The sequence below is a fragment of the Rhizobium vallis genome (assembly GCF_003985155.1).
Taxonomy (GTDB): Bacteria; Pseudomonadota; Alphaproteobacteria; order Rhizobiales; family Rhizobiaceae; genus Rhizobium; species Rhizobium vallis.
The window spans coordinates 264,955-290,852 of sequence record NZ_ML133687.1 but is presented as its reverse complement, the minus strand read 5'-3'; the positions used below and the strand labels follow the sequence as shown (position 1 = coordinate 290,852).

The 25,898-nt window shown below is 61.7% G+C and carries 20 protein-coding genes; 9 read left to right on the top strand and 11 right to left on the bottom strand.

The features are described 5' to 3' along the window. Nucleotides 1–135 precede the first annotated feature (135 nt). The gene (locus EFQ99_RS06635) at nt 136–2,088 is read right to left on the bottom strand and encodes an acetoacetate--CoA ligase (protein WP_126920011.1); all 1,953 of its coding nucleotides are present in this window, start codon (nt 2,086–2,088) and stop codon (nt 136–138) included. Between the two features lie 306 nt (nt 2,089–2,394). Between EFQ99_RS06635 and EFQ99_RS06630 the strand changes: the two genes are divergently transcribed. Then, nucleotides 2,395–4,269: an AsmA family protein gene (locus tag EFQ99_RS06630; protein ID WP_126920009.1), complete on the top strand. Its 1,875-nt coding sequence runs from the start codon at nt 2,395–2,397 to the stop codon at nt 4,267–4,269. A 100-nt stretch (nt 4,270–4,369) separates the two neighbouring features. Here EFQ99_RS06630 and EFQ99_RS06625 read toward each other — a convergent pair whose 3' ends face one another. The 5 genes from EFQ99_RS06625 to EFQ99_RS06605 all read right to left on the bottom strand — a co-directional run bounded on the left by EFQ99_RS06625 (nt 4,370) and on the right by EFQ99_RS06605 (nt 9,996). Then, a complete protein-coding gene (locus tag EFQ99_RS06625; protein ID WP_126920007.1) occupies nt 4,370–5,188 on the bottom strand; it encodes an ABC transporter permease in 819 nt (272 codons plus the stop codon). A 3-nt stretch (nt 5,189–5,191) separates the two neighbouring features. Beyond that, nucleotides 5,192–6,103 (bottom strand): ABC transporter permease, encoded by a 912-nt coding sequence (locus EFQ99_RS06620; RefSeq protein WP_126920005.1) that lies wholly within the window; start codon nt 6,101–6,103, stop codon nt 5,192–5,194. A gap of 4 nt (nt 6,104–6,107) precedes the next feature. After that, nucleotides 6,108–7,250 (bottom strand): ABC transporter ATP-binding protein, encoded by a 1,143-nt coding sequence (locus EFQ99_RS06615; RefSeq protein ID WP_126920003.1) that lies wholly within the window; start codon nt 7,248–7,250, stop codon nt 6,108–6,110. A 112-nt stretch (nt 7,251–7,362) separates the two neighbouring features. Next, nucleotides 7,363–8,460: a polyamine ABC transporter substrate-binding protein gene (locus EFQ99_RS06610; protein WP_126920002.1), complete on the bottom strand. Its 1,098-nt coding sequence runs from the start codon at nt 8,458–8,460 to the stop codon at nt 7,363–7,365. 126 nt (nt 8,461–8,586) lie between these two features. Then, nucleotides 8,587–9,996, bottom strand: coding sequence for a helix-turn-helix domain-containing protein (locus EFQ99_RS06605; RefSeq protein WP_126920000.1), 1,410 nt, complete (start codon nt 9,994–9,996; stop codon nt 8,587–8,589). A gap of 191 nt (nt 9,997–10,187) precedes the next feature. Between EFQ99_RS06605 and aceA the strand changes: the two genes are divergently transcribed. From aceA to EFQ99_RS06590, 3 genes are all read left to right on the top strand, one after another. Then, nucleotides 10,188–11,477 (top strand): isocitrate lyase, encoded by a 1,290-nt coding sequence (aceA, locus tag EFQ99_RS06600; RefSeq protein WP_126919998.1) that lies wholly within the window; start codon nt 10,188–10,190, stop codon nt 11,475–11,477. A 21-nt stretch (nt 11,478–11,498) separates the two neighbouring features. After that, a complete protein-coding gene (locus EFQ99_RS06595; protein ID WP_072639610.1) occupies nt 11,499–11,735 on the top strand; it encodes an SMc00767 family acetate metabolism repressor in 237 nt (78 codons plus the stop codon). 222 nt (nt 11,736–11,957) lie between these two features. Beyond that, nucleotides 11,958–13,061, top strand: a complete 1,104-nt coding sequence (locus EFQ99_RS06590) for a response regulator transcription factor (protein WP_126919996.1) — start codon at nt 11,958–11,960, stop codon at nt 13,059–13,061. A 3-nt stretch (nt 13,062–13,064) separates the two neighbouring features. On the opposite strand, the gene EFQ99_RS06585 is transcribed toward EFQ99_RS06590, so the two are convergent. Further along, nucleotides 13,065–13,934 (bottom strand): LysR family transcriptional regulator, encoded by an 870-nt coding sequence (locus EFQ99_RS06585; protein ID WP_126919994.1) that lies wholly within the window; start codon nt 13,932–13,934, stop codon nt 13,065–13,067. An 89-nt stretch (nt 13,935–14,023) separates the two neighbouring features. On the opposite strand from EFQ99_RS06585, the gene EFQ99_RS06580 reads away from it, so the two are divergent. After that, nucleotides 14,024–14,260 (top strand): hypothetical protein, encoded by a 237-nt coding sequence (locus EFQ99_RS06580; RefSeq protein ID WP_126919992.1) that lies wholly within the window; start codon nt 14,024–14,026, stop codon nt 14,258–14,260. Here the strand turns inward: EFQ99_RS06580 and EFQ99_RS06575 are convergent. The 4 genes from EFQ99_RS06575 to EFQ99_RS06565 form a co-directional block, all read right to left on the bottom strand. Beyond that, nucleotides 14,233–16,080 carry a methyl-accepting chemotaxis protein gene (locus tag EFQ99_RS06575; protein ID WP_126919990.1) on the bottom strand — a complete coding sequence of 616 codons (1,848 nt, stop codon included), beginning with the start codon at nt 16,078–16,080 and terminating at the stop codon, nt 14,233–14,235. The two genes, EFQ99_RS06580 and EFQ99_RS06575, sit on opposite strands and share 28 nt — an antisense overlap. A gap of 229 nt (nt 16,081–16,309) precedes the next feature. Further along, a complete protein-coding gene (locus tag EFQ99_RS06570) occupies nt 16,310–18,841 on the bottom strand; it encodes a methyl-accepting chemotaxis protein (protein WP_126919988.1) in 2,532 nt (843 codons plus the stop codon). A 314-nt stretch (nt 18,842–19,155) separates the two neighbouring features. Continuing rightward, entirely contained in the window at nt 19,156–19,299 is a 144-nt protein-coding gene (locus tag EFQ99_RS34920; protein WP_164736338.1) for a hypothetical protein, read from the bottom strand. 198 nt (nt 19,300–19,497) lie between these two features. Further along, on the bottom strand, nt 19,498–20,718 hold the full coding sequence (locus EFQ99_RS06565) for a BaiN/RdsA family NAD(P)/FAD-dependent oxidoreductase (RefSeq protein WP_126919986.1): 1,221 nt from the start codon (nt 20,716–20,718) through the stop codon (nt 19,498–19,500). 88 nt (nt 20,719–20,806) lie between these two features. Here EFQ99_RS06565 and EFQ99_RS06560 point away from each other — a divergent pair, with 88 nt between their 5' ends. The 4 genes from EFQ99_RS06560 to pgl all read left to right on the top strand — a co-directional run bounded on the left by EFQ99_RS06560 (nt 20,807) and on the right by pgl (nt 25,873). After that, nucleotides 20,807–22,243 (top strand): glutamine synthetase family protein, encoded by a 1,437-nt coding sequence (locus EFQ99_RS06560; protein WP_126919984.1) that lies wholly within the window; start codon nt 20,807–20,809, stop codon nt 22,241–22,243. A gap of 10 nt (nt 22,244–22,253) precedes the next feature. After that, the gene (locus tag EFQ99_RS06555) at nt 22,254–23,552 is read left to right on the top strand and encodes an NAD(P)/FAD-dependent oxidoreductase (protein ID WP_126919982.1); all 1,299 of its coding nucleotides are present in this window, start codon (nt 22,254–22,256) and stop codon (nt 23,550–23,552) included. A 136-nt stretch (nt 23,553–23,688) separates the two neighbouring features. Further along, the gene (zwf, locus tag EFQ99_RS06550; protein WP_126919980.1) at nt 23,689–25,164 is read left to right on the top strand and encodes a glucose-6-phosphate dehydrogenase; all 1,476 of its coding nucleotides are present in this window, start codon (nt 23,689–23,691) and stop codon (nt 25,162–25,164) included. A gap of 10 nt (nt 25,165–25,174) precedes the next feature. Continuing rightward, complete coding sequence (pgl, locus tag EFQ99_RS06545) at nt 25,175–25,873, top strand: 6-phosphogluconolactonase (protein WP_126919978.1); 699 nt, start codon at nt 25,175–25,177, stop codon at nt 25,871–25,873. Nucleotides 25,874–25,898: the final 25 nt, after the last annotated feature.

Here is a 25,898-nt window from a genome sequence, read left to right as displayed (position 1 = left end):
AGCCCGAAGGCCTCAGGCCGCCTCGTTCATGTGCGGCCCCCAAGGTTGGCTTCACATTTGACAAAGCTTTCTTAACGAAAGGTTTCCATGACAGAAGATTGATAGATGGTGAAAGCTTGTAGTTTACGGTTCCTATCAATCCTTCAATTCGTTTAGTCCGGCGAAGAGCCGCAGCGCCTCGGGATTGGCGAGCGCTTCCTGGTTCTTCACCGGCCTGTTGTGAACGACTTCGCGCACAGCAAGCTCGACGATCTTGCCGGATTTGGTGCGGGGAATATCGGCAACCGCGATGACCTTTGCCGGCACATGCCGCGGCGAGGCGCCGGTGCGAATACGTGTCTTGATCGCCTTGACGAGATCCTCGGTCAGCGTCACGCCGGGCGCCAGGCGGACGAAGAGGATGACGCGCACGTCGTCGTCCCAGTCCTGACCGATGCACAGCGCCTCGGCCACCTCTTCCATCTGCTCCACCTGATTATAGATCTCGGCCGTGCCGATGCGCACGCCGCCGGGATTGAGCGTCGCATCCGAACGGCCGTGAATGATCAGGCCGCCGTGCTCCGTCCATTCGGCGAAATCGCCATGGCACCAGATATTGTCGAACCGGTCGAAATAGGCGGCGCGATATTTGGCGCCATCGGGGTCGTTCCAGAACATGACCGGCATCGAGGGGAAGGCCTTGGTGCAGACGAGTTCACCCTTCTCCCCCCGCACTGGCTGGCCGTCGTCATTCCAGACATCGACCGCAAGACCGAGGCCAGGCCCCTGGATCTCGCCGCGCCAGACCGGCTGCAACGGATTGCCGAGCACGAAGCAGGAGACGATGTCGGTGCCGCCCGATATCGAGGCGAGCTGCACGTCCTCCTTGATGCCCTCGTAGACGAAGGTGAAGCCCTCGGGCGACAGCGGCGAGCCGGTGGACGTCATCAATCGGAGGCTCGATAGATCGTGGCTGTGGCGCGGCGTCAGGCCGCCCTTGCGAACCGCGTCGATATATTTCGCCGAGGTGCCGAAGATCGCGAATTTCTCAGCCTCGGCATAGTCGAACAGCACGTTGCCGTCAGGCGCGAAGGGCGAGCCGTCGAACAGGCAGAGCGTGGCGCCGCTCGCGAGCCCGCTCACCAGCCAGTTCCACATCATCCAGCCGCAGGTGGTGAAGTAGAACAGCTTCTCGCCTGCCTGCAGGCCGCAATGCAGCCGCTGCTCCTTGAGGTGCTGCAGCAGCGTGCCGCCGGCCGAATGCACGATGCATTTCGGCACGCCGGTCGTGCCCGACGAGAAGAGGATGTAGAGCGGATGCGAGAAGGCAAGCCGTGTGAACTCGACCTCCCCCGCTTCATAGGGCGCGACGAAGGCCTCGAGCGTCGAAGCATCGGGCGTTTTGCCCGCGACTGCCTCGGCATCGCCAGCATAGTGAACAATGACCGTCGGAACGCCCAGGCTTTTTGCGACGGTGGCGACCTTGGCGCCGACATCCTGCAGCTTGCCGGAATACCAATAGGCATCGCAGGCGATAAAGAGCCTCGGAGCGATCTGGCCGAAACGGTCGAGCACGCCCTGCTCGCCGAAGTCAGGGGAACAGGACGACCATATGGCACCGATCGAGGCGGCGGCGAGCATGGCCGCGACGGTCTCCGGCATGTTCGGCACCATGGCGGCGATACGGTCGCCTTCCGAAATACCGAGCGCCTTGAAGGCCTGCTGCAGCTTCGAGACGAGCGCGCGCAGCCGGTCCCACGACCAGCGGTCCTCTGCCTTGTCCTCGCCGCGGAAGATGATGGCGTCCGCCTCCCCCCGGCCCGACAGCAGGTTTTCGGCGAAGTTCAGCATCGCATCCGGAAAGAAGCGGGCCTCCAGCATGCGGTCGCCGTTGACCAGCACCTCTGCGCCGCGCTCTCCCTTCACGCCACAGAAATCCCACACAGTCGACCAGAAACTCTCCCGCTCGGCGATCGACCATGCATGCAGATCCTCGAAGCCCGAGAGAGAAAGCCCGAAATCAGCGTTGCAGCGCTCCATGAAGGCATGGATCGGGCTTTTTGCGACGGCGGCCTCAGAGGGCACCCAAAGTGGTTTGTTATCCTGCATTCAATCCTCCTCCCCAATGCCGTTCTTATATCATGCTGCATTGCATTATAAAGTGCGGAACCGCCCCGATCCGGCGCCTAAACGCGTCATGTCACACCGGATTCATGTGACGCGCTTCAGGTTTTTGATTTAAGCATGCCGTTACCCCAAAACCGCTGCGCAGTTAGGCGGCACGCATCAGCACGGCGTCCTTTGCGCGCCTGAAAAGTCGCGCGGTGCTGTAGGGTATTTGCATATGCCTGATATTTCCTATATCCGGCGAAATCAGCGCATAACGGCATAACCGGCTGATGACCGGCGGAGATCATGGGTACGTCAAGACATCGCAGGTGGCGCAGGAAGATCGGACCCGTTTCGCGCTGGCTGCCGGCCGTTGCCCGTCTTTCGACTGTTCTCCTCCTCATCGCGCTCGGACTTTTCGTGGCTCTCCGGGTCGCCGCGCCCTATCTCATCACGACCGGCTTCGTGCGCTCCGGCATCGAGGACGCCCTGTCGAAATGGACGGGCTATCATGCCGAGATCAAGGGCACCCCGGTCCTCGAATTCTGGCCGACGCCGCGCATCACGCTGAACCAGGTGACGATCCGCCAGCCGCGCGAAAGCGGCGACAAGCTGCTCGGCAGCATCGAAAGCCTGTCGGCCGATTTCAGCCTCATCGATGCGCTCAGAGGGCGCACAAGCTTCCACGAGTTCCACCTGCTGCGCCCCAACCTTGCGCTGACGCGCGACGAAAAGGGACTGATCGACTGGAGTTATGCGGGCCTGCTCGCCCGCGCGATCAGCGGCGTGCGTTACGAAAACGGAGCGGAAGTGCTCGATCCCGATCTCGATGCCGAGATCGGCGCGGTGACCGTCGAGGACGGTGCGCTTGTGGTCACCGACATCAGGACCGGCAATATCTACCATTTCGACAGCGTCACGGCCGACATCGCCTGGCCGCGGCTATCGGGCGCGATCTCGGCGGTCGTCATCGCCCGCATCAACGGCGAGGACCTGAAGGTCGATTTCGCCTCGCGCCAGCCGCTGCTCGCCTTTGCCGGCAGGAATGCCGAAACGCGGACATCGCTGACATCCAATCTGCTGACGGCGCATTTCCAGGGAATTGCGAGCATCGCCAGCCTTTCCGCCCTTTCCGGCAACATCACCGCCACCATTCCCGATGTGCCGGCGCTTCTGACCTGGTCGGGTAAATCGATCCCCGGCATCGGGACGCTGAAGAGTGCTTCGGTGGAATCCGACATCATGTCGTCCGGCAGCGGGCTGCGCTTCAACAATCTCAGCCTGTCGCTCAACGACGCGAGCGCCACCGGGGTGATGGATCTTTTAACCCAGCCCGGCAAACGGCCGAAGATCGGCGGTACGCTCGCCTTCGACCAGATGAACCTCAAGCCGTTCCTCGACGCCTTCGCACTCAGGCTTGCCGCCGGAGAGGCAGAGGAGATCTCCACCGGCATGAGTGAGCCGCTGCAGCTGCTCGATGTCGACGTCAGGCTTTCGGCACGGCGCGCGCAGATGGGTCTCTTCGAGCTTTCCGACGTCGGAGCCAGCATGATCGTTGCCGGCGGCGAGGCGAAATTCGATATCGGCGACAGCCAGTTCGAAGGCGGCGAGATGACCGCCCATCTGGAGGCGACAAAGCGTGACTTCGACGGTGGCGGCAAGCTGCAGCTGTCGATCCGCGATGCCGACTTCGCAGCTCTTGCCGAGCGCCTGCAGCTCAAGGGACCGCTGCCGCTTGCGCGAGGATCGCTCGATCTCGACCTGCAGTCGTCGAAGGCGATCTGGACGGCCGGACTTGCTGACGTCACCGGCAAGCTGCGCTTCTGGACCAAGGAGGGCACGATGCCCGGCATCGATGCGGCAGCATTGCGGACACAGGCTGCCGAAAAGCCGTTCTTTCCGCTAAGCGCGGCCGCAAACGGCGCCTTCAGCTTCGACCAGATCAACCTTCAGGCCGATTTCGCCAACGGTTCCGCCGAGATCCGCGACGCTCATATTACCGGCGCGACGCAGACGCTGACGCTTTCCGGCGTCATCACCTATCAGTCGAACGGGCTGGCGCTTTCGGGATCGCTGGAGGCGACCGATCCGGCCAAGGTAGCCGAGCTGCCGTCTCTGCCGTTTTTTGTCGGCGGCTCCTGGCCGAACCCGGTCATCTCACCGGTTCCCCGCGCGCAATAGAGCGTCTCCGTTTTCTTCAAAATACGGAAGCGCTCCATCTTTTGTTTCACACAATTGCGGACGCAAAACCGCCGCGCACGTTTGCGCGGCATGCTTCAGCTCATGCGCCGGCCGCTGCGGCTCGCTCATCCCGCTCGCGCTGCACTTCGCGGCGCTTGGTGACTACAGATGCGCAGATGACGCCGACTGCGACGATGCCGATCAGGATCGTGCAAACCGCGTTGATCTCCGGCGTTACCCCGAGGCGGACCTGGCTGTAAATCCTCATCGGCAGCGTGGTGGCGCCAGGCCCCGACGTGAAGCTCGCAATCACCAGATCGTCGAGCGACAGGGTGAAGGCAAGGATCCAGCCGGAGAGCACCGCCGGCGCGATGATCGGCAGGGTGATCTCGAAGAATGTGCGCACAGGGGGCGCGCCGAGATCCTGCGCCGCTTCTTCGATCGAATGATCGAAGCTCATGAGGCGGGACTGCACCACGACGGCGACGAAGCACATGGTCAGCGTTGTATGCGCGAGCGTGATCGTCCAGAAGCCGCGGTCGAGACCGATCGCGACGAAGAGCAACAGCAGCGACAGGCCGGTGATGACTTCCGGCATGACGAGCGGCGCGTAGACCATGCCCGAAAACAGCATTCGGCCGCGAAAGCGGGTGTAACGCACCAATGTCAGCGCCGCCATCGTGCCGAGGATGGTCGCAAACGTCGCCGACAGCAGACCGACGCGCAGCGTCACCCAGGCCGCGTCGAGCAAAGCCTGATTGCTCATCAACGAGACATACCATTTCGTCGAAAAGCCGCCCCAGACGGTCACGAGCTTGGATTCGTTGAAGGAGAAAATCACCAGAAGCACAATCGGCAGATAGAGGAAGGCAAAGCCGAGGGTGACGGAGACGATGTTGAAACGGGTCCATTTCAGCATGGCTTATTTCCCCCGCTCTTCGGCCTTGGCCTGAATATTCTGGAAGAAGACGATCGGGATCACCAGGATCAGCAACAGGATGGTCGCCACCGCCGAGGAGACGGGCCAATCGCGGTTGGAATTGAATTCATTCCATAGCGTTTTGCCGATCATCAGCGTCTGCGACCCGCCGAGCAGATCGGGAATGACGAATTCGCCGACGGCCGGGATGAAGACCAGCATGCAGCCGGCCACCACGCCGGGGATCGACAGCGGAAAGGTGACGCGCCAGAAGGCGGTGATCGGCGGGCAGCCGAGATCCTGCGCGGCTTCGATCAGCGTGCCGTCCATCTTCTCGAGCGCAGAATAAAGCGGCAGCACCATGAAGGGCAGATAGGAATAGACGATGCCGATATAAACGGCGGTATTGGTGTTGAGCAGGATCAGCGGCGTGTCGATGAGGTGCAGCGACTGCAAGAGCTGGTTGAACAGGCCCTCCGGCTTCAGGATGGCTATCCAGGCGTAAACGCGGATCAGGAAGCTCGTCCAGAAGGGCAGGATGACCAGCATCACCAGCGTCGGGCGCAGGCCGCGGGGCGCCTGCGCCATGCCGTAGGCGATCGGATAGGCGATCAGCAGCGTCAGGAAGGTAGAAATCCCGGCGATCACCACGCTCGAGATATAGGCGTTGAAATAGAGCGGGTCGTCAGTGAGATAGGTGTAATTGTCGAAGGAGAGATCGCCGATCTTGCTCCAGAGGCCGGCCCAGCCGTCGGCGAAAGAGAAGACAGGCTCATAAGGCGGCATGGCGATCGCCGTCGTCGATACCGAAATGCGGAAGACGATGAAGAAGGGCGCCAGGAAGAAGAGCAGCAGCCAGGCATAAGGGATGATGATGACGAGGCGATTGTAGAGGCCGGACGTGAGCTTGCCCATGATCTCAATCCTTCAGCAGGACGCCGGCATTCTCGTCGAAGGAGACCCAGACTTCCTGATCGTAGGTGAAGGGGTCGTCGACGGTGCGCTGCGCATTAAGGGATGAGGCCTTGACGATATTGCCGCTCTGCAATTTCACATGGAAGACGGTCATGTCGCCGAGATAGCCAATATCCCAGAGTTCGCCCCTGGCGGCATTGACCGAAGCGTTGGCGGGAGGCGTCCGCCCGACCCGCAATTTTTCCGGCCGGATGGCGAAGCCGGCGGCGCTGCCCGCCGAGGGTGTTTCGGAAGCGGCGACACGCACGCTGAAGCCGCTATCGACTGATATCTCGACCGTGCCATTGCCCGATGAGGCAACTTTTCCGTCGAAGATGTTCACGTCGCCAATGAAATCCGCAACGAAACGGCAATTCGGCGCCTCGTAGATCTCCGCCGGCGTCGCCACCTGCACGACCTTGCCGTGGCTCATGACGGCGATACGATCGGCCATGGTCATCGCCTCTTCCTGGTCGTGGGTGACGACGACGAAGGTGAGGCCTAGATTCTGCTGCAGGTCCATCAGTTCGAACTGGGTTTCCTCGCGCAGCTTCTTGTCGAGCGCGCCGAGCGGTTCGTCGAGCAGCAGCACCTTGGGGCGCTTTGCGAGCGAGCGAGCCAGCGCCACGCGCTGGCGCTGTCCGCCGGAGAGCTGGTTCGGCTTGCGGGAGGCAAACTGCTCGAGCTTGACGAGCTTCAGCATCTGCAACACGCGCTCTGCTATTTCGTCCTTCGGCATGCCATCCTGTTTCAGGCCGAAGGCGATGTTCTTCTCGACCGTCATGTGCGGAAAGAGCGCATAGGACTGGAACATCATGTTGACGGGGCGCCTGTAAGGCGGCGTGCCGGCCATGTCGGTACCGTCGAGCACGATTTCGCCCGAGGTCGGTTGCTCGAAACCGGCGAGCATGCGCAGAAGCGTCGACTTGCCGCAGCCGGAGGCGCCGAGCAGCGCGAAGAATTCGCGATGATAGATGTCGAGCGACAGGTTATCGACGGCGGTGAAATCGCCGAAACGCTTGGTGACATTCTTGATTGATATAAACGGCTTGGCGGACGGATCGGTCCAAGGTGCGAAAGAGCGGCGAATATTGCCTAAAGACTTCATATTGTTCCCCGAAAATACATTCTTTGCTTTTGTTCTCGGCTTTTCTGCCCGGCTTCACCCGGCCGGGATCGTCAAAAAAGGCCCGGACGTTTCCGTCCGGGCCGCGATCAGATTATTGGCCAGTGACCACGGTGGTCCATAGCCGCGTCACGATCCGCTGCGTCTTCGGATCGAGCGGCGGAACGGTGAAAAGTTTCGCCATGACCTCGGGCGTCGGATAGATCGCCGTATCGTCGATGACTTCCTTGTCGAGGAACTGCTGCGACGCCTTGTTGCCGTTGGCGTAGAAGACGAAGTTCGAGGCCTTGGCGACGACTTCCGGCTTCATCATGTAATTGATGAATTCATGGGCTTCCGCCACGTGCGGCGCATCCTTCGGAATGCCGAAGACGTCGAAGAAGATCTGAGCGCCCTGGGACGGGACCGAATAATCCACCTTGACGCCGGCATTGGCTTCCTTGGCGCGGTCGCGGGCCTGGAACATATCGCCGGAATAGCCGAGCGCGATGCAGATATCGCCGTTCGCAAGGGCGCTGATATATTCCGAGGAATGGAACTTGCGGACAAAGGGACGAACGGCGGTAAGGACGTCCTGCGCCTTCTTCAGATCCGCGGGATCCTTGCTGTTGGGATTGAGCCCGAGATAAGCAAGCACGGAGGGCACGACGTCGGTCGGGGAATCCAGCATATAGATGCCGCAATCCTTGAGTTTCGCGGCCTTCGCCGGGTCGAACAACGCATCCCAATTGGGCTTGTCGTCGGTTCCAAGTGCGGCCTTGACCTTGTCGACATTGTAGCCGATGCCGGTCGTGCCCCACATATAGTCGACGCTGTATTCATTGCCGGGATCGAAGGACGCAACGCCCTTCATGATGACGTCCCACATGTTGACCAGGTTCGGCAGCTTCGACTTGTCGAGCTTCTGGTAGACGCCGGCGGCGATCTGGCGCTGCATGAAGGATACCGTGGGGACGACGACGTCATAACCCGAACCGCCGGCCAGGAGCTTGGTTTCCAGCGTCTCGTTGGAATCAAAGGTGTCGTAGACGACCTTGATGCCGGTTTCCTTGGTGAAATCCTCAAGGATGGAACTGTCGATATAATCCGACCAGTTGTAGACGTTGACCACGCGCTCCTGCGCAAAGGCCGGCGCGGCGGCAAGGAGTGCGGTAACGGCGGCAGCCGTCACGCTTAGGATGGTTGACCTCATGACTTCTCCTGTTTGTTCAAAGATTCCGCACCCCCGGACATCTTTTCCCTCTGGTTTTTTGTGCAGACTAAGAAGGATTTTAACAGCCCACAAGCGCAAAATCCTGCGCTCTCAATGATTTCACAATCACTGGAAGTCGAAGGCGCTGAGCCCCGCCACCATCTCGTCGAGCGCCAGCGGCCTCGTCAACGGCGGCTCGGCGCGGGAAAGGCAGCCGCGCCGCTCGCAGAGGCGACAGGCCGGACCGATCGTAACCGGCTCGAGCGCCGTCGCCTGCCCATAGACAAGGCCCTCACCAAGGGCGGCGTCACAGCCGATCAGGATTGCGGTGCGCCTCACCCTTTCGCCGAATTCGACGCTCGGCCCCTCTAAGGTGCGGGCGATCGTCAGGAAGGATGCGCCATCCGGCATGACGACCGTTTCGGCGAGAATCTGGCCCGGTTGCAGGAAGGCGGCGTGAATGTTGAGCTTCGGGCAGCCGCCGCCGAAACGGGCCTGCGGAAAGCCCTGCGCGCCCGCCCTGCGCAGCCGGTGGCCCGCAGCATCGATCTCGATCAGGAAGAAGGGGATGGCCGCCGCCCCCGGGCGTTGCAGCATGGCAAGACGCGCGGCGGCATGACCGAAGGAAACGCCGAAACGCGCCCGAAGAATATCGATATCGTAGCGCGTCGATTTCGCCGCCGAGAGAAAAGCGTCGTACGGCATTGCGAGCGCCAGCGCGGCGATGCGGGCAAGCTCGAAACGGGCGATACGACGCGCCTCGGCTGAGGAGAGCGAGAGATCATCGAGTTCGGCATCGATCGCCGGCAGCAGCGCGAGCATCGCGGTCTCGATGGCGATCTCATGCGCGCGGTCGGCCTGCGACAGGCGTTCCGAGATGAAAAGCCGCATGGAATGGCGATCGAAACGCCGGCGCAGATCCGGCATGACATGCACGGGAAGCACACGCACGGCGATGCCGCGCTCGGCGCGCAGCCAGTCCTTCAGCCCGGCGGCAAGATCGGTACCGCCGGAAAGCGTCGCGGCAAAGGCTTCGGCCGCCGCCTCGATCCGCGCGAAATAGGCGGATCGGCGCTCCAGTGCCTCGCGCGCCTCATCCAGCGGCAAACGGCCAGCGGCGACCGGGGCGTGCCCCTCGGCAGCCATCAGCACCGTCAAGTCGGAAAGTCTTGCCGCCTGCTCGCGATAGGCGCGATAAAGCTTGATCATGCCGCTTGCGGCATTGGGCGCCGCCTCGGCGACCTCCACCAGTTCCTGATCGCCGGGCAACTCGCCGACAAGTAGCGGATCGGCAAAGATTTCCTTCAGCTGGTCGAGACCGCCACCGGTCTGGCCCCGCAACTCCTCAAGATCGACCCTGTAGACGGCCGCGAGCTTGAGCAGCAATTGCACCGTCAACGGCCGCTGGTTGCGCTCGATGAGGTTCAGATAGGATGGTGAGATTTCCAGCGCCTCGGCCATGGCAGTCTGCGTCAACGACAGCGCATTGCGGATGCGCCTCACCTTCGGGCCTGCGAATATCTTCCGTTCCGCCATGTCACACCCTTTGACAAGCAAGGCGCGCCGTATTTACAATAATTTACAAATTCACAGCGCCTCTCTGTCAATCCTGCTCATCTTAACCTCTTTCCGGCCCAGAAATCAAAGGTTTTCCTGGTCACGCCGCGCAATTTTGTCAATCTTGTCATGCAGCCATTTTGTATCGGACTTCCAGTGAGGAGAGCAGCATGACCGATTTTTACAAACTCGTCCCAAACGCACCCACGGGCCGCTTCGACGGCATCGAAAGGCCCTACTCGGCCGATGACGTGCAGCGGCTCCGCGGTTCAGTGGCGCTACGCCATTCGCTGGCCGAAATGGGAGCGGACCGGTTGTGGCGGCTTCTGCACCAGGAGGATTTCGTCAATGCGCTCGGTGCACTTTCCGGCAACCAGGCCATGCAGATGGTCCGCGCCGGGCTGAAGGCGATCTATCTCTCCGGCTGGCAGGTGGCGGCCGACGCCAATACGGCATCGGCAATGTATCCCGATCAGTCCCTCTATCCCGCCAATGCCGGGCCGGAACTTGCCAAGCGCATCAACCGCACGCTGCAGCGCGCCGATCAGATCGAGACCTCCGAGGGCCAGGGGCTTTCCGTCGACACCTGGTTCGCGCCGATCGTCGCCGATGCGGAAGCCGGCTTCGGCGGACCGCTCAACGCCTTCGAAATCATGAAGGCTTATATCGAAGCGGGCGCTGCCGGCGTTCATTTCGAGGACCAGCTCGCTTCGGAGAAGAAATGCGGCCACCTCGGCGGCAAGGTGCTGATCCCGACGGCCGCCCATATCCGCAATCTCGACGCCGCCCGGCTTGCCGCCGACGTCATGGGCGTTGCAACGCTCGTCGTTGCCCGCACCGATGCGGAGGCAGCAAAGCTTCTGACATCCGATATCGACGAGCGCGACCAGCCCTTCGTCGATTACGATGCCGGGCGCACGGTCGAAGGCTTCTATCAGGTCAGAAACGGGATCGAGCCCTGCATCGCCCGCGCGGTCGCCTATGCGCCGCATTGCGATCTCATCTGGTGCGAAACCTCGAAGCCGGACCTCGATCAGGCGCGGCGCTTTGCCGAAGGCGTGCACAGGGTCCACCCGGGCAAGCTGCTCGCCTATAATTGCTCGCCTTCCTTCAACTGGAAGAAGAACCTCGACGAGGCGACGATCGCACGGTTCCAGCGCGAGCTCGGCGCGATGGGCTACAAGTTCCAGTTCATCACGCTCGCCGGCTTCCACCAGCTGAACTACGGCATGTACGAGCTGGCGCGCGGCTACCGGCAGCGGCAGATGTCGGCCTATTCTGAGCTGCAGCAGGCGGAGTTCGCGGCCGAGGCCAATGGCTATACCGCCACCAAGCATCAGCGCGAGGTCGGCACCGGCTATTTCGACGCCGTGTCGCTGGCAATCACCGGCGGCCGGTCTTCGACGACGGCAATGCACGATTCCACCGAACATGCGCAGTTCAAACCGGCTGCGGAATAACCCGAAGAGGAGGAGAAGACCATGGCATCCATCACACGCGTCAGGGAACGGGCCGAAGAGCAGGCGACCAGCATGAGCGAGGATCAGCAGACGACGATCCGGATGCTCGCCAACGACCTTCATCGGCTGAACCAATCGGTCATGAAAGCCGTCGAGGCTGGGGTTTCGGTCGAGCTGGTGCGCTCGGCCCGCCATCACGGCGGCGACGGCAACTGGGGCGACCTGCTCATTCCCGTCGTCGTCACCAACCGGCATTGATGAAAGGCGGCCGACGACGTCGGCCCTGTTCCTCAGCCAGAGCGCCCGCACATCCGAGGAGATGCGCGGGCGCTTTATCGTTATCCGCGTGCAATTCCTCCGAAGCCGATTTCGATTCCGGACTTAATACGTTCGATCGCGATGCACCAGCCGTCGCATTTGCCGCAATTGTCACCGCCGCGAAGTCGAGCCATAATGGGTCATCTTCGTTTGGAATTGCCTATGCCCGGCGCGCCGCACCCCAGACTCGAAGCCTTGACCGATCTGATCTACGCCGCGCTCTTCGGTGAGACGACATGGCAGGCATTTCTCGACGTGCTGAACGAGACGATGCCGGATGCGAAGTCGACGCTGTTCTTCCACGATTCCGTCACGCGCACCGGCGGCCTCTCGCTCGCCTCCGGCATTCAGGATGCGGAGGTCGACGCCTATAACCGCTACTATGCGAGGATCAATCCGTGGATGCCCAAGGCCGCTGTCCGGCCGGTCGGCCTCGGCGTTATCGCCGAACAGATGCTGCCGCGCTGCGACCTCCTCAAGACCGAATTCTACAACGACTTCATCCGCAATATCGGCTGCGAAAGCAGCGTCGGCGTCACCATCATGCGGGAGAACGGCCGGTCCTTCAACCTGTCGACCCTGACCTCCTCGGCCGATCCCGAGCGCAACCGGGCGAATGCCGACCTGCTGAGCGATCTCGCGCCGCATCTCAAACGCGCCTTCGATTTCGTTCGGCGCGATCGTCGCGATTGCCAGAACGACGAGAACGGGCTGGCGCTCTTCGATGCCATCGGCGTTGGCATCGTTTATCTCGGCGAGGACCGACAGATCCGCTCGTTCAATACGGCCGCGGAACGGATGCTTGCCGAGGGTGTCGGGATCGGCATCGGCCTGTCCGGGCGGATCGTCATCGGCGACACGACGCTGAGCGCCCAGCTCGACATGCTGAGCCATCATCATATGCCGGCAAGCACGCTGCCGTCGTCGACGCTCGTCAAGGCGAAAGACGGCAGCGTCAGATGCACGCTCGTGAGGCTGCAATCGGATTTCATCACTGCCTTTCTGGAAGGTCCGACGATCGCGCTCATCATCGAGCGGTCAGGCACGGCGCAGAGAGCCGATATCAATGAGGTGCTGGCACGCAACAAACAGCTGACGGCCGCCGAGATGCGTATCGCGTCTGCGATTGCCGACGGGCTTTCACTGCGGGAGGCGGCCACCACGCACGATGTCAGCTATGAGACGGCCCGCTCGCACCTGAAGAGCATCTATTCCAAGCTTGGGGTGAACAGCCAGGTGGCTCTGGTGCGCCGGCTGATGCCGTAAATCTCAAGCACGGCTCGGCCGTTTTCCGGCGAAGAGATCGGCATAACTTCTGATGAGCTTCGTCATCCGGTCGGCGACCGTGCGGATCTCCGGGCGATGACGGTCCTCGGCATTCATGACGATCCATTGCCGATGGCGCAATTCCGGCAGCTCGCCGCCCTGCCGCTGCAATTCCGGATGCAGATCGCCGACAAAACAGGGAAGGACCGCCTTGCCGGCGCCGGCGCGCACCAGATCCGGCAGCGAACGCGGCCGGTTGACGGTGGCGACGATCCCTGCCGCGGCATTGGCGTGCGGCCAACGCAAGTAAGCTGATATCGCCTCCTCCTCGGCGACCGCAATCCAGCGCTCATCGGTCTCGGCGGCATTGCGTCTGATATAGACCGCATAGGCCACCTCTCCGAGCAGACGGGCGGCAAGATTGGCCTCCTCCGGCTCGAAGGCGCGAATACCGATATCGCTCTCGCGGTAGGCAAGGCTCGCGCGCGCCTCGCCGATGGTGAGCGAAATGGTGAAGGCATCGCCCGGCGTGCGGATCGCAGCGAAATTCTCCGTCAGCAGCCAGGCGACCCAGGTGCCGGCGGCGACCCTGACGGTCGCGCCACCCTCGCCGGATTGCCGCCATGCCTCCACCTTGCGGGCAGCAGCTTCCATTTCCTGAAGGTGATCGAGCAGCCCCTGGCCATCCTGTGTCAGGCGATATCCGGTCTGGCTGCGAGAAAACAGCGCCCGGCCGATCTCCTGTTCGAGATCAAGCATGCGCCGCCCGACGGTCGCCGGGCTCAATCCGCTTGCGTTGCTTGCGCCGGTCAACCCGCCCAGCCGGGCGACCTGCAGGAAAAGCTGATAGGAATCCCAGTTTGCGTTTTTCATGAATGAAAAACATAGTGGGTTTTTGCCCGTTTATGAAGAGAAATTCGATTCCTAAATCAGTGATGTCTTCTACAGGAAAGGACATCCCCATGATCGACTTGATCACCATAGCCGGCATCCAAGGATATCGGCACTACTACCCGCGATGCGGTGGCAAGAAGGAGGAGGACAGGTTCTATGCCGAGTTCGGAAACAGCCGCCTCATTCGCTTCGGCGGCTGGTTAGCGTCGCTCGATCTTCGGCTGGGAAGGCGAGGCAAAACCGAGCCGCAATCCCGCAGCAGCTGTGATTGCGGGGCTCAGGCGGCTTTTCTGCTTCCGAGATGAGAAGGGGCGGAATCGGCGACGAGGCGGAAGCGCTCGATCAGCGCCACCAGCGTATCGGCCTCACCGGCGAGCAGGCGGCTTGCCTGTGTCGTCTCGGCGACCATCGAGGCGTTCTTCTGGGTCATCTGGTCCATGGCATTGACCGATCCGTTGACCTCCTGCAATGCGGCCGACTGATCCCGGCTGGCGGTGGCGATGGTCTCGACATGGCCGCTGATCGCGATGATCTCCTGGCTGATCGAGGCAAGCACGCTGCCGGTCTTCTGGACGAGTTCGGAGCCCGCATTCACCTCGCGGCTGGATGTCTCGATCAGTGATTTGATCTCGCGCGCCGCATCGGCCGAACGTTGCGCGAGTTCGCGAACTTCCTGGGCGACGACGGCAAAGCCCTTGCCCGCCTCGCCGGCGCGCGCTGCCTCGATGCCGGCATTCAGCGCCAGAAGATTGGTCTGGAAGGCAATATCGTCGATCACCTCGATGATCTGCTCGATGCGCTGCGAAGCCTCTTCGATACGCTCCATGGCGGCAACGGCATCGCCGACGACGGCGCCGGAACTGTCGGCCGTCCGCTTGGTCGCAGCCACCACATTGTTCGCCTCACGCGCGCGTTCTGCGGACGAGCGCACCGTCACGGTGATCTCCTCAACGGCGGCCGCGGTCTCTTCAAGGCTGGCGGCCTGCGCCTCGGTGCGTTTGGAAAGCTCGCCGGCAGAGGCAGAGACGGCGCCGCTGTTGCGCTGGATCGTCGAGGCGCTGTCGCGGATACCTGACAGCGTATCCTGCAGCCGCAGGAGGGAAGCATTGAAATCGACACGCAACTGCTCCAGCCTGCCGACGAAGGGCGTGCCGATCGTCTGCGAGACATCACCCTGCGACAGACGCCCGAGGCCGGCCGCAAGTTGGCTGACGGCAAAGTCGATCTGGCCATCGAGCGAGCGCTTGTCGGCATCGTTCCTGGCGCGCTCGGCATCGCTCAAAGCACGCTGTTCGGCGGCCTGCGTTTCGAGATCGCGTCTCGCGCGGGCGCTGTCACTGAAGAGCGCCAAGGCGCGGCCGATGTCGCCGAACTCGTTCTTCTTCTCGACACAGGGGATCGCACCCTCCAGATCGCCCGAGGAAATCGAATGGACGCTCGCTGTCAGCGCCTGCAAAGGCTTCACCGACAAGCGGATCGCATAGAAGGCGAGAACGCCGACAATGAGCATGACGATGAGGCCGGCGCCGAGAACCAGCATCTGCAGCTGATACATGTGCTGGTAATAGACCTCCATCGGAATGCCGATGAAGAGAATACCGACATTGGCGCTCGATGCATTCTTGATCGGGAAATAGCCGGTCATGAACTTGCGGCCGAACAGCTCCGCCGGACCATAATAGGCCTCGCCCCTGGCGAGAACCGGCTGGGCGGGGTGATCTGCCACGAGCTTGGTGCCGACGGCGCGGTCGCCGTTTTCCTTCTTGACGTTTGTGGATATGCGGACGTAGTCGCCGCCCTGCTTCTGGAAGATGGTCGCAACACCCGCGATCGACTGCGCGGTCCGATCGACCAGCGAATGATCGGCAAGCGCCGGAATGGCGTCTTCCGTGACGGTGGAGAGCTGATTGTCCTTCAGCTCGATCTTTGAAGCCTGGTCGGCGGCCGCGTAGAGGACGGCCATGGCGCGGGTGGCGTCCTTCGCGTCGGAGACGGCGCCGTCCATGACATAGCGGCTGAGATTGTAATAGGTCACGCCAACGATGGCGGCGGTGCTGATCGCCAGCAGAAACAGCGTGATCGCAACGATCTGGCGTACGATCGACGAAGAGAAAAGGCGCAGCATCAAAACCCCCGGAGATAAACCGAGGCTAAATTAAGCGAAAAGCGTTAAGGAAAATTTTCCGTAAATCAGGGCCGTCGGAGATATTAATCCGTCTCGTTTTGGATCTTCCTCTCCGCCGATGCAACAGACATCAGGCATTCAGCCGTTTCATCCCCGAGGTCTCGCGCGATAAACAGAACGGCCCCGGGAAGCCCGGGGCCGTTCGCGGAAAGACAGGATAGAGCGACGATCAGGCGGCGCGGTAGACCTGCGCTTCGGTTGCCTCGCCGTCGATCTTGAACTGCTGGATGAGCCTGCGCAGCGAACCCGCCTCGTCGGCCAGTTCGCGGCTGGCGGCCGTCGTCTCTTCGACCATGGCCGCGTTCTGCTGCGTCATCTGGTCCATCTGGTTGACGGTTGCGTTGACGCTCTGCAGCGCATTGGACTGGTCGTGGCTGGCGCGGGCGATCATCTCGACATGCTGGCTGATCGTGACGATCTGGGCGCTGATCTTGGCAAGTACGGTGCCGGTTTCCTGCACGAACTGCGAACCGGAGCTGACCTCGTTGGTCGACTTGTTGATCAGGCCCTTGATCTCCTGTGCCGCAGCTGCCGAGCGCTGGGCCAGTTCGCGGACTTCCATGGCGACGACGGCAAAGCCCTTGCCGGCTTCGCCGGCGCGCGCCGCCTCGATGCCGGCGTTGAGCGCCAGCAGGTTGGTCTGGAAGGCGATCTCGTCGATGACGCCGATGATCTGCTCGATCTGGCGCGCGGCCTCCTCGATACGGCCCATCGCGTCGATCGCGTTGCTGACGACGACGGCGGAATCATCGGCACTGCGCTTGGCCTGGCGGACGATCTGGTCGGCATCCTTGGCGCGTTCGGCCGACGAGCGGACCGTAACGGTGATCTCATCGACAGCGGCTGCGGTCTCTTCGAGCGAAGCAGCCTGCTGTTCGGTGCGCTTGGAAAGATCCTCGGCCGATTGGGCCATCTGGTTGCCGTTGCCCTGGATGAGTTCGACATTGTCGCGGATCTGGCTCATCGTCGCCTGCAGGCGCATCATCGAACCGTTGAAATCCTGACGCAGCTGTTCGAGGCGGCCGATGAAGGGCGTTTCGATCGTCGTCGAGATATCACCCTGCGACATGCGTTCGAGGCCGGCAGCGAGCGCATTGACGGCGAATTCGATCTGACGATCCATCTCGCGCTTTTCGGCATCGTTGCGCTGACGCTCATGTTCGGCGGCGGCGCGTTCCTCGTCGCTCTGCTCCTCGATACGGATCTTCGAGATGGCATTTTCCTTGAAGATGCCAAGCGCACGCGCCATGTCGCCGATTTCATCGTAGCGCTGCTCGCCGGAGATGCTGGTATCGAGCGCCCCTTCGGCGATGCGGCGCATTGCGGCAGTGATATGGCTGATCGGGCGCTGCAGCGTCAGCACCAAGGCGATGCCGCCGAGGATCGACAGGAGGATGCCGAGACCTGTGGTCATGACGGAGATGCTGTTTGCTTGGGTCCGTTCGGTGCCGGCCGTCTGCTTCTGCAGCTCAGCGAAATCGGTCAGCTTCGTCCAGATGTGATCGAGCTCCTGGCGGGCCGCGGCATAGGCCGTGACGCGCTCACCGATCGTATCGACGATCTTCGAGCCACCGCCGGAAATGGCGTCAAGTGCAGGCTGAATCGCGCCTGATATGCCTTCGGCAAAACCCATGCCCTTGGCGCTGGTGATCAGCACCTGCATATCCTTGCCAAGCGTTCCGGTCTGTTGCTGCAGGCGAACGAGATTCTCCTTGCTTGAGTTGGCGAGGAAATCGGAAAGGACGATCTGCAGCGAGTAGACGGAATTTTCGAGGCGCCGGGTATCCTGAAGAACCGAGTTGGTCTGGGCGATGCGACCCTCGAGTTCGGCAAAGCGCTGTGTCGCCTCGCGCATCTTCTGCGTTGCAGTCAGCTGCGTATAGGTCGAGGTCTGGCGGAAGCGCGAAACGAGGCGGCCGAGTTCGGCGATGTTCTCGTCGGTCGGGCTGGGCATCTGGGTGATCGCCTTGATGCTGTCGATGGTCGCTGCGAGCGCGTCGATGACGTTCTTCTGGTTGGTTGGAACCGAAATAGCGATCAGGCGCTGGGATTTGATGATCTCAGGCATCTGTTCGTTGATGAAGGCGATCTTGTCCTGCGGCGTCTGCGGCTTGCTGTAGCCGCTGGCGACGGCGCCGAGGAAATCGCCGCCCTTCAGCAGGCGATCGGCCGTGCGAAGGGTGATGGTGGCGGCGCCCTCGTCCTGCTGGAGCGCGGTCTGCAATTCCTCGGCCTGGTAAGAGACGGTGAAGCGGGTGCTGATCAGGCTCTTCTGCGCCGCATCGATCTGCTCGTGCAACGCCTGCTCCTGCTCATGCAGAGCCCAGAGTTTATCGACCACGCCCGATATGTCCTTGGTGCGGCTGGACGCTTCGGCAAGACTGTCGCGGCCGGCCGCCTCGTCACCAACCTGCTGCAGCGTCGCATCGAGCACACCCTGCTGGGTTTTCAGATCGGCGGTCAGCTTGTCGCGGGCCGCAGGGCTGGTGACACGCAGGAAATCGTCCATGGACCCGTAGAGATCCTTGAAGCCGCTCAGCGATTGCAGCACGCTGTTGGAGATTTCCATGCGGCCCTGCAGAAGTCCCGAAGCGTAGAGCCCCGTGAAGCCCACGGCCGAAATGGTGACGACGAAGGGCAGAACGAAGATCAGGACCTTCGTCTTGATCCTGAAGCGGGAAAGAATCTTGTCAATCAACATTGCGTTCCGGGCCTTTCATACACCACTCCTCCCGCAGGCGGCCACATGGCGCCAGCCGGGTGCACACCGAGCTATTCTTAATTTAATTACATCGGGAAACCCGGAGGCCAGGCGGCAGTCATTGCCAATTCATTTCCAACAACTTGGAGATGCCCAAATATTCGCGGGCAATTGTGTCAGATTAGATATTAATTTTCGGATAAGCGGTGGTGGCGGGTTAAGCCAAGGCGGTGAAATAATTGCAAATTGTGGGCCGTCATGCCGCAGACGCGGCGATCATGATGCCGGAAAGTCATCCAGCATTGCCGACAGGATCAGATGAAGTGCGACAGCAGCAGCGCAAGACTGGCGGCGGTGGCGCCGGCAGCAAGCATCAGATACCGCAGGGCGACCATCCTGGCATCCGGCTTTGCCTGCGCAATTGCAATGGCGCGGGCGCGTCGTGTGTTTCTGGTCATGCTCGAAACCTCACTTCTATCTGACACAACAATCCAACAAAACGGCTTGCTGGTAAAGCTTAATCTAGGAAGAGCTTTGCAAACCGCCAATTGAGACAGGATGGCGCACCTCTCTTAAGAAGTCTTGAATCACTATTGCTAATATATGCCGTACGGAAGTGTACGATCGTTCGGGAATAACGCCGGGCTTGAGGCGCTTCAGGCGCATTCGCCCGCGGCAAAACCGGAGGCCCAGGCCCATTGGAAATTATAGCCGCCGAGCCAGCCGGTGACGTCGACGCATTCGCCGATGAAATAGAGGCCGGGCACGGCTTTCGCTTCCATGCTGCGTGAATCGAGCGCTGCCGTATCGATGCCCCCGAGCGTCACTTCGGCGGTGCGGTAGCCTTCGGAGCCGGACGGTTTGACCGGCCAGCTCTGGGCGCTAGCGGCAAGACGCAGCAGCGCTTTGTCGGGCAGGTCGGCCATGTTGCCGGCGATCTTTTCGCGTTCTACGAGAAACTGCGCCAGCCGCTTCGGCAGGATCTCGCCGAGTGCCGTCTGCGGCGACTGGCGGCCGTTGCGCTGCTTTGCCGTCTTCAAATGCGCCGCGATGTCGATATCCGGTTCGATAGCGACGACGATCTCGTCGCCTTCGCGCCAATAGGAGGAAATCTGCAGGACGGCGGGGCCGCTCAGCCCGCGATGGGTAAAGAGCAGCGCCTCCTGGAATGCGGTCCTGCCATGGCGGATTTCGGCCGGGGCGGAAATGCCGGCGAGCGGCGCGATGCTTTCGAGCAGGCCGGGATCGAGTGTCAGCGGCACGAGGCCGGGGCGGGTTTCGAGCACGGCCAGGCCGAACTGCTCGGCGAGGCGATAGGCAAAGCCGGTGGCGCCCATCTTCGGGATCGACTTGCCACCGGTTGCAACGATCAGCGACGGCGCTTCATAGACGCCGTCGCTAGTGGCGACGCGGAACACCTCGCCTGCCCTTTCGACGCCTGATATCTCGGCGCCGAGATGCAGCACGGCGCCAGCTGCACGCATCTCCTCCAGCAGCATGCGGATGATGTCTTTGGCGCTATCGTCGCAGAAAAGCTGGCCCAGCGTCTTTTCGTGCCAGGTTATGCGGTGGCGATCGACCATGGCGATGAAGTCGGCGGGCGTGAAACGGGCAAGCGCGGATTTGCAGAAATGCGGGTTGGCCGAGAGGAAGCTTTTCGGCCCAGCATGGATATTGGTGAAATTGCAGCGCCCACCGCCTGAGATGCGGATCTTCTCGCCGGGCGCCCTTGCATGATCGAGAACCACGACCGAGCGGCCGCGTTTTCCCGCACGGATGGCCGCCATCATGCCCGCCGCCCCGGCGCCGATGACGATGACGTCGCTTTTACGCTGCAAACCCGTTTCCCCGATCAAGACAGCGTCTTCTTTTTCCATCAAAGGGCGAAAGTCAACGTTATCAACCCCTCGCCAATTGGCAAAGTCTGGTTATGATGGCGTCAAGATCAACGCAAACCGGTGTGTCATGTCCCCAAAAAAGACGACGCTGAAGCCTGCCAGAAACGTACCCGCCTCGACGAAAGCTCCCCCGGACCCCGGATCCCTGCGCGGCGTTGCGAACTGGAAGGAAGCAGCACGGTGGCTGCGGGACAGGGGCATCGAAGACATCGAATGCATCACGCCGGACCTTGCCGGCGTTCCGCGCGGCAAGATGATGCCGAGCTCGAAATTCACTTCGAACACCTCGCTGGCGCTGCCTTCGGCGATCTACCGGCATACGATTTCGGGCGAATATCCAGACGAGACCGAGAGCTTCCGATACGAGCCGCGCGACAGCGACCTGAAGCTGATGCCCGACCTTTCGACGCTATCGGTCGTGCCCTGGGAGACCGACCCGACGGCGCAGGTGATCTGCGACATCGTCGATTCGGACGGCGGGGAGGTGCCCTACACGCCGCGCAACGTGCTGAAGCGCATCATGAGCCTCTATCACGACCGCGGCTGGAAGCCGATCGTGGCGCCCGAGATCGAATTCTACCTGGTCGCCAAGAACGACGATCCGGATTATCCGCTGCATCCGCCGAAAGGCCGGTCCGGCCGCTCGATCCTCGGCGGCCAGGGCTATTCGATCGCCGGCATCAACGAATTCGACGAACTGATCGACGACATCTACCATTTCTCGGAAAAGCAGGGCCTGGAGATCGATACGCTGATCCACGAGGAGGGACCGGCGCAGCTCGAGATCAACCTGCGCCACGGCAACCCGATCGAGCTTGCCGACCAGGTGTTCCTGTTCAAGCGCACGATCCGCGAAGCGGCGCTGAAACACGATATCTACGCGACCTTTATGGCCAAGCCGATGCAGGGCCAGCCAGGCTCGGCGATGCATATCCACCAGTCGGTGGTCAATATCGAGACGGGCAAGAACGTCTTCTCCAATGCGGATGGATCGGCCTCGAAGGAATTCTTCCATTTCATCGGCGGCATGCAGAAATTTGTGCCGAGCGCGATGGCGATGCTGGCGCCCTACGTGAACTCCTACCGGCGCCTGCAGCCCGATATGTCCTGCCCCGTCAACAATGCCTGGGGCTATGACAACAGAACGACCGCCTTCCGCGTTCCGGTTTCCGATCCGCAGGCGCGGCGCGTGGAAAACCGGCTGCCGAGTTCGGACGCCAATCCGTATCTGGCGCTCGCCGCCTCGCTTGCCGCCGGTCTGCTCGGCATCATGAAGGAGATCGAGCCGACGGCGCCGACCGAGGATTCGGCCAATGAAGGCTCTATCGACCTGCCGCGTGGCCTCTTGGAAGCCGTGGCACTGCTGGAAGACGAGCCCGCCTTCGAGGAGATATTCGGTTCGCAGTTCATCGGCCTTTATGCCGGCGTCAAACGCGGCGAGTTCGAGACCTTCATGCAGGTGATCAGCCCCTGGGAGCGGGAATTCCTTCTGCTCAACGTGTGAGGGAATTGTCATGGCATCGAAAGAGATGTGGCAGAGCCCGATCGCGCCGGGATTATCCTGGTATCAGGCAACCGTCGGCGAGCGGCCCACCTATCCCGCTCTCGACGGGTCGATAACATCCGACGTCGCCATCGTCGGCGGCGGATATACCGGCCTGCAGGCCGCCTACAATCTTGCCAAATCAGGCGCCTCGGTGGTCCTGATCGAGGCTTGCCGCTTCGGCGACGGGGCGTCAGGCCGCAATGGCGGCCAACTCGGGACCGGCCAGCGATGGTGGCCGGAAGAGCTCGAAAAGAAGATCGGCTACGAACGCTCGAAGGCCCTGTTCGATCTTGCCGAGGCGGCCAAGCGCCACCTCATCGATTTCGCCCGCGAGCATCAGATCGAGATCGACTATGTGCCCGGCCAACTCAACGTCGCGCACAAGGCGAGCTACCAGCGCGACTATCAGGAAAATGCCGAGATCGCCGCGCTACGCTATGGCTATCCGCACATCAGCTTCATGGACGAGAAGGAAACGCAGGAGAGGCTCGGTTCGAAGCGATTCCATTGCGGGGTGCGCGATGTCGGCACCGGCCATATCCATCCGCTGAAGCTCTTGGTCGGCCTCGCCCGGGTCGCCGCCAATGCCGGTGCTTCGATCTTCGAGATGACCAGGGCAAAGGCGATCCGCCAGAGCGGCGGCAAGGTGACGATAGAAACCGAAAAGGGAACGATCACCGCCGGGCGCGTGCTGATCGCATGCGACGGCTATATCGACGGCCTGGAACCGGTAACGGCAAGCCATGTCATGCCGATCCGCTCCTTCATCGGCGCCACGGCGCCGCTCGACGGCCATCCCGATGTACTGCCAGGCGGCGAGGCCGTGGCCGATTCGCGCTTCGTCGTGCGCTATTTCCGCAAATTCGGAGACGGCCGCCTGCTGTTCGGCGGGCGGGAGGCCTATACGTCGGACAATCCGCGGGACATTTCACAGCACATCCGGCGGCAGATCGCCGAGATCTATCCCGCGCTAGAGAATATCGAGATCACTCATGCCTGGGGCGGCAGCGTCGGCATCACCATGCCGCGCGAACCCTTCGTGCGCGAAGTCATGCCCGGCGTCACCTCGATCGGCGGTTATTCCGGCCATGGCGTCATGCTGTCAAACTACTGTGGCAAGCTCTATGCAGAAATGGTGCTTGGAAAATCCGGCGATCTCGACCTCTTCAAATCGCTCGATATTCCCGCCTTTCCCGGCGGTGCCCGAATGCGGACGCCGTTGCTTTTCCTCGCCTTGTCGTGGTTTGCGCTTCGCGACAAGTTTTAGTCCGATTGCGGGATTTCCACTTCCGGAAATTCGCTCTAAAACCGGTGCCCGAGAGATTCATTGCACTGCACACTGGCTTTTTTAAATCGATTAGATTAAAAGAGCCGTCAACCAAGCCTGATTGAGAGACAAGCTCATGAGCAGCCAGATCATTCCCGTTGAGCCTTTTGATTATGTCGTTTTCGGCGGCAGCGGCGACCTTGCCGAACGCAAGTTGCTGCCCGCCCTCTATCATCGCCAGATCGAAGGCCAGTTCGGCGAACCGACCCGCGTGATCGGCGCCTCGCGCAGCCCGCTGACGGATGAGGAATACCGCAAGTTTGCCCGCGATGCGCTGAAGGAACACCTCAAGAAGGGCGAATACGACGACAAGGAAGTAGAGAAGTTCTGCGCCCGCCTCTACTACGTCTCGGTCGATGCCCGCGCCGACAGCGGCTGGGATCAATTGAAGAAGCTGCTCGACGAAGGCAAGGACCGTGTGCGCGCCTTCTATCTCGCCGTGGCACCCGGCATCTTCGGCGATATCTCGCAGAAGATCCACGAGCACAAGCTGATCACCAAGTCGACCCGCATCGTCGTCGAAAAGCCGATCGGCCGCGACCTTGCCTCCGCCCTGCAGCTCAACGACAATATCGGCCGCGTCTTCAAGGAAGAGCAGATCTTCCGCATCGATCACTATCTCGGCAAGGAAACGGTGCAGAACCTGATGGCGCTGCGCTTTGCCAATGCGCTCTATGAGCCACTGTGGAACGCCAATTACATCGACCACGTGCAGATCACGGTGGCTGAATCGGTCGGCCTCGAAGGCCGCGCCGGCTATTACGATACCGCTGGCGCGCTGCGCGACATGGTGCAGAACCACATTCTGCAGCTGCTCTGCCTGACGGCGATGGAAGTGCCCTCGTCGATGGATTCGGAAGCCGTGCGGGACGAGAAGCTCAAGGTGTTGCGCGCGCTGAAGCCGCTCGATGCCTCCAACGTCGAGCAGGCGACGGTCCGTGGCCAGTATCGCGCCGGCGCATCGGGCAGCGGCCCGGTCAAGGGTTACCTTGAAGAGCTCGAAGGCGGCGTGTCGAACACCGAAACTTTCGTCGCCATCAAGGCCGAGATCAACAACTGGCGCTGGGCGGGCGTTCCCTTCTACATCAGAACCGGCAAGCGCCTTGCCGGGCGCATGTCGGAGATCGTCATCACCTTCAAGCCGATCCCGCATGCGATCTTCGATCAGGCGGCCGGGCGCATCGTCGCCAACCAGCTGATCATCCGCCTGCAGCCGGATGAGGGCGTCAAGCAGTCGCTGATGATCAAGGATCCGGGCCCGGGCGGCATGCGCCTGCGCAACGTGTCGCTCGACATGAGTTTCGCCCAGGCCTTCAACGTCCGCAATCCTGACGCCTACGAGCGCCTGCTGATGGACGTGATCCGCTCCAACCAGACGCTGTTCATGCGCCGCGACGAAGTCGAAGCCGCATGGAAATGGGTCGATCCGATCCTCAAGGGTTGGGAAACGACCGGCCAGCAGGTGCAGGGCTATACGGCCGGCACCTGGGGTCCGAGCCAAGCCATCGCGCTGATCGAGCGTGACGGCCGCACCTGGCATGACGATATCTAGGAGGAAATCGATGGCATCGACCCTGCATTCCTTCGCCAGTGCCGCAGACCTCGCAGGCAGCCTCGCCGACAAGGTCGCCAAGACGCTTTCGGCGGCGATTGCCGCGCGCGGATCGGCATCCATCGCCGTTTCCGGCGGGTCCACGCCGAAGGCCTTCTTCCAGGCGCTGTCGACGCACGATATTGCCTGGGACAAGGTGACGATCACGCTCGTCGACGAACGCTTCGTTCCGGCCGACAATGCACGCTCGAACCACCTGCTGGTCGATGCCAATCTCTTGCAGAACAAGGCGAAGGCGGCGCGTTTCGTGCCGCTTTACCAGCCGGCGGCCTCTGTCGAGGAGGCCGCCCGGCTTGCGACGGTCAAGAGCGCCGAGATCGGCATCCCCTTCGACGTGGTCATCCTCGGCATGGGCGGCGACGGCCACACCGCCTCGTTCTTTCCAGGCGGCAGTAATCTTGCCGAGGCGCTTGACGCTTCGACGCCGCGCGGCATCATTACCATGGAAGCGGAAGGGGCCGGCGAACCGCGCCTGACCTTCACCTTCTCCAGTCTTCAGGATGCAGCACTCCTGGTTCTTCATATTGAGGGCGAAGGCAAAAAAGAGGTTCTCGCCAAGGCGGAAGGCAGCGGTGACGAGGCAGAGATGCCGATCCGCGCCATTCTGCGCCGGGCCACTTCCCCGGTCGAGATTTACTGGGCTCCCTGATACGGCCTGACAGCCGCCGGAGCCG

Coding starts and splice junctions, on each gene's coding strand:
- EFQ99_RS06635 (WP_126920011.1), bottom strand. CDS start 2,088: ATGCAGGATAACAAACCACTTTGGGTGCCCTCTGAGGCCGCCGTCGCA.
- EFQ99_RS06630 (WP_126920009.1), top strand. CDS start 2,395: ATGGGTACGTCAAGACATCGCAGGTGGCGCAGGAAGATCGGACCCGTT.
- EFQ99_RS06625 (WP_126920007.1), bottom strand. CDS start 5,188: ATGCTGAAATGGACCCGTTTCAACATCGTCTCCGTCACCCTCGGCTTT.
- EFQ99_RS06620 (WP_126920005.1), bottom strand. CDS start 6,103: ATGGGCAAGCTCACGTCCGGCCTCTACAATCGCCTCGTCATCATCATC.
- EFQ99_RS06615 (WP_126920003.1), bottom strand. CDS start 7,250: ATGAAGTCTTTAGGCAATATTCGCCGCTCTTTCGCACCTTGGACCGAT.
- EFQ99_RS06610 (WP_126920002.1), bottom strand. CDS start 8,460: ATGAGGTCAACCATCCTAAGCGTGACGGCTGCCGCCGTTACCGCACTC.
- EFQ99_RS06605 (WP_126920000.1), bottom strand. CDS start 9,996: ATGGCGGAACGGAAGATATTCGCAGGCCCGAAGGTGAGGCGCATCCGC.
- aceA (WP_126919998.1), top strand. CDS start 10,188: ATGACCGATTTTTACAAACTCGTCCCAAACGCACCCACGGGCCGCTTC.
- EFQ99_RS06595 (WP_072639610.1), top strand. CDS start 11,499: ATGGCATCCATCACACGCGTCAGGGAACGGGCCGAAGAGCAGGCGACC.
- EFQ99_RS06590 (WP_126919996.1), top strand. CDS start 11,958: ATGCCCGGCGCGCCGCACCCCAGACTCGAAGCCTTGACCGATCTGATC.
- EFQ99_RS06585 (WP_126919994.1), bottom strand. CDS start 13,934: ATGAAAAACGCAAACTGGGATTCCTATCAGCTTTTCCTGCAGGTCGCC.
- EFQ99_RS06580 (WP_126919992.1), top strand. CDS start 14,024: ATGATCGACTTGATCACCATAGCCGGCATCCAAGGATATCGGCACTAC.
- EFQ99_RS06575 (WP_126919990.1), bottom strand. CDS start 16,080: ATGCTGCGCCTTTTCTCTTCGTCGATCGTACGCCAGATCGTTGCGATC.
- EFQ99_RS06570 (WP_126919988.1), bottom strand. CDS start 18,841: ATGTTGATTGACAAGATTCTTTCCCGCTTCAGGATCAAGACGAAGGTC.
- EFQ99_RS34920 (WP_164736338.1), bottom strand. CDS start 19,299: ATGACCAGAAACACACGACGCGCCCGCGCCATTGCAATTGCGCAGGCA.
- EFQ99_RS06565 (WP_126919986.1), bottom strand. CDS start 20,718: ATGGAAAAAGAAGACGCTGTCTTGATCGGGGAAACGGGTTTGCAGCGT.
- EFQ99_RS06560 (WP_126919984.1), top strand. CDS start 20,807: ATGTCCCCAAAAAAGACGACGCTGAAGCCTGCCAGAAACGTACCCGCC.
- EFQ99_RS06555 (WP_126919982.1), top strand. CDS start 22,254: ATGGCATCGAAAGAGATGTGGCAGAGCCCGATCGCGCCGGGATTATCC.
- zwf (WP_126919980.1), top strand. CDS start 23,689: ATGAGCAGCCAGATCATTCCCGTTGAGCCTTTTGATTATGTCGTTTTC.
- pgl (WP_126919978.1), top strand. CDS start 25,175: ATGGCATCGACCCTGCATTCCTTCGCCAGTGCCGCAGACCTCGCAGGC.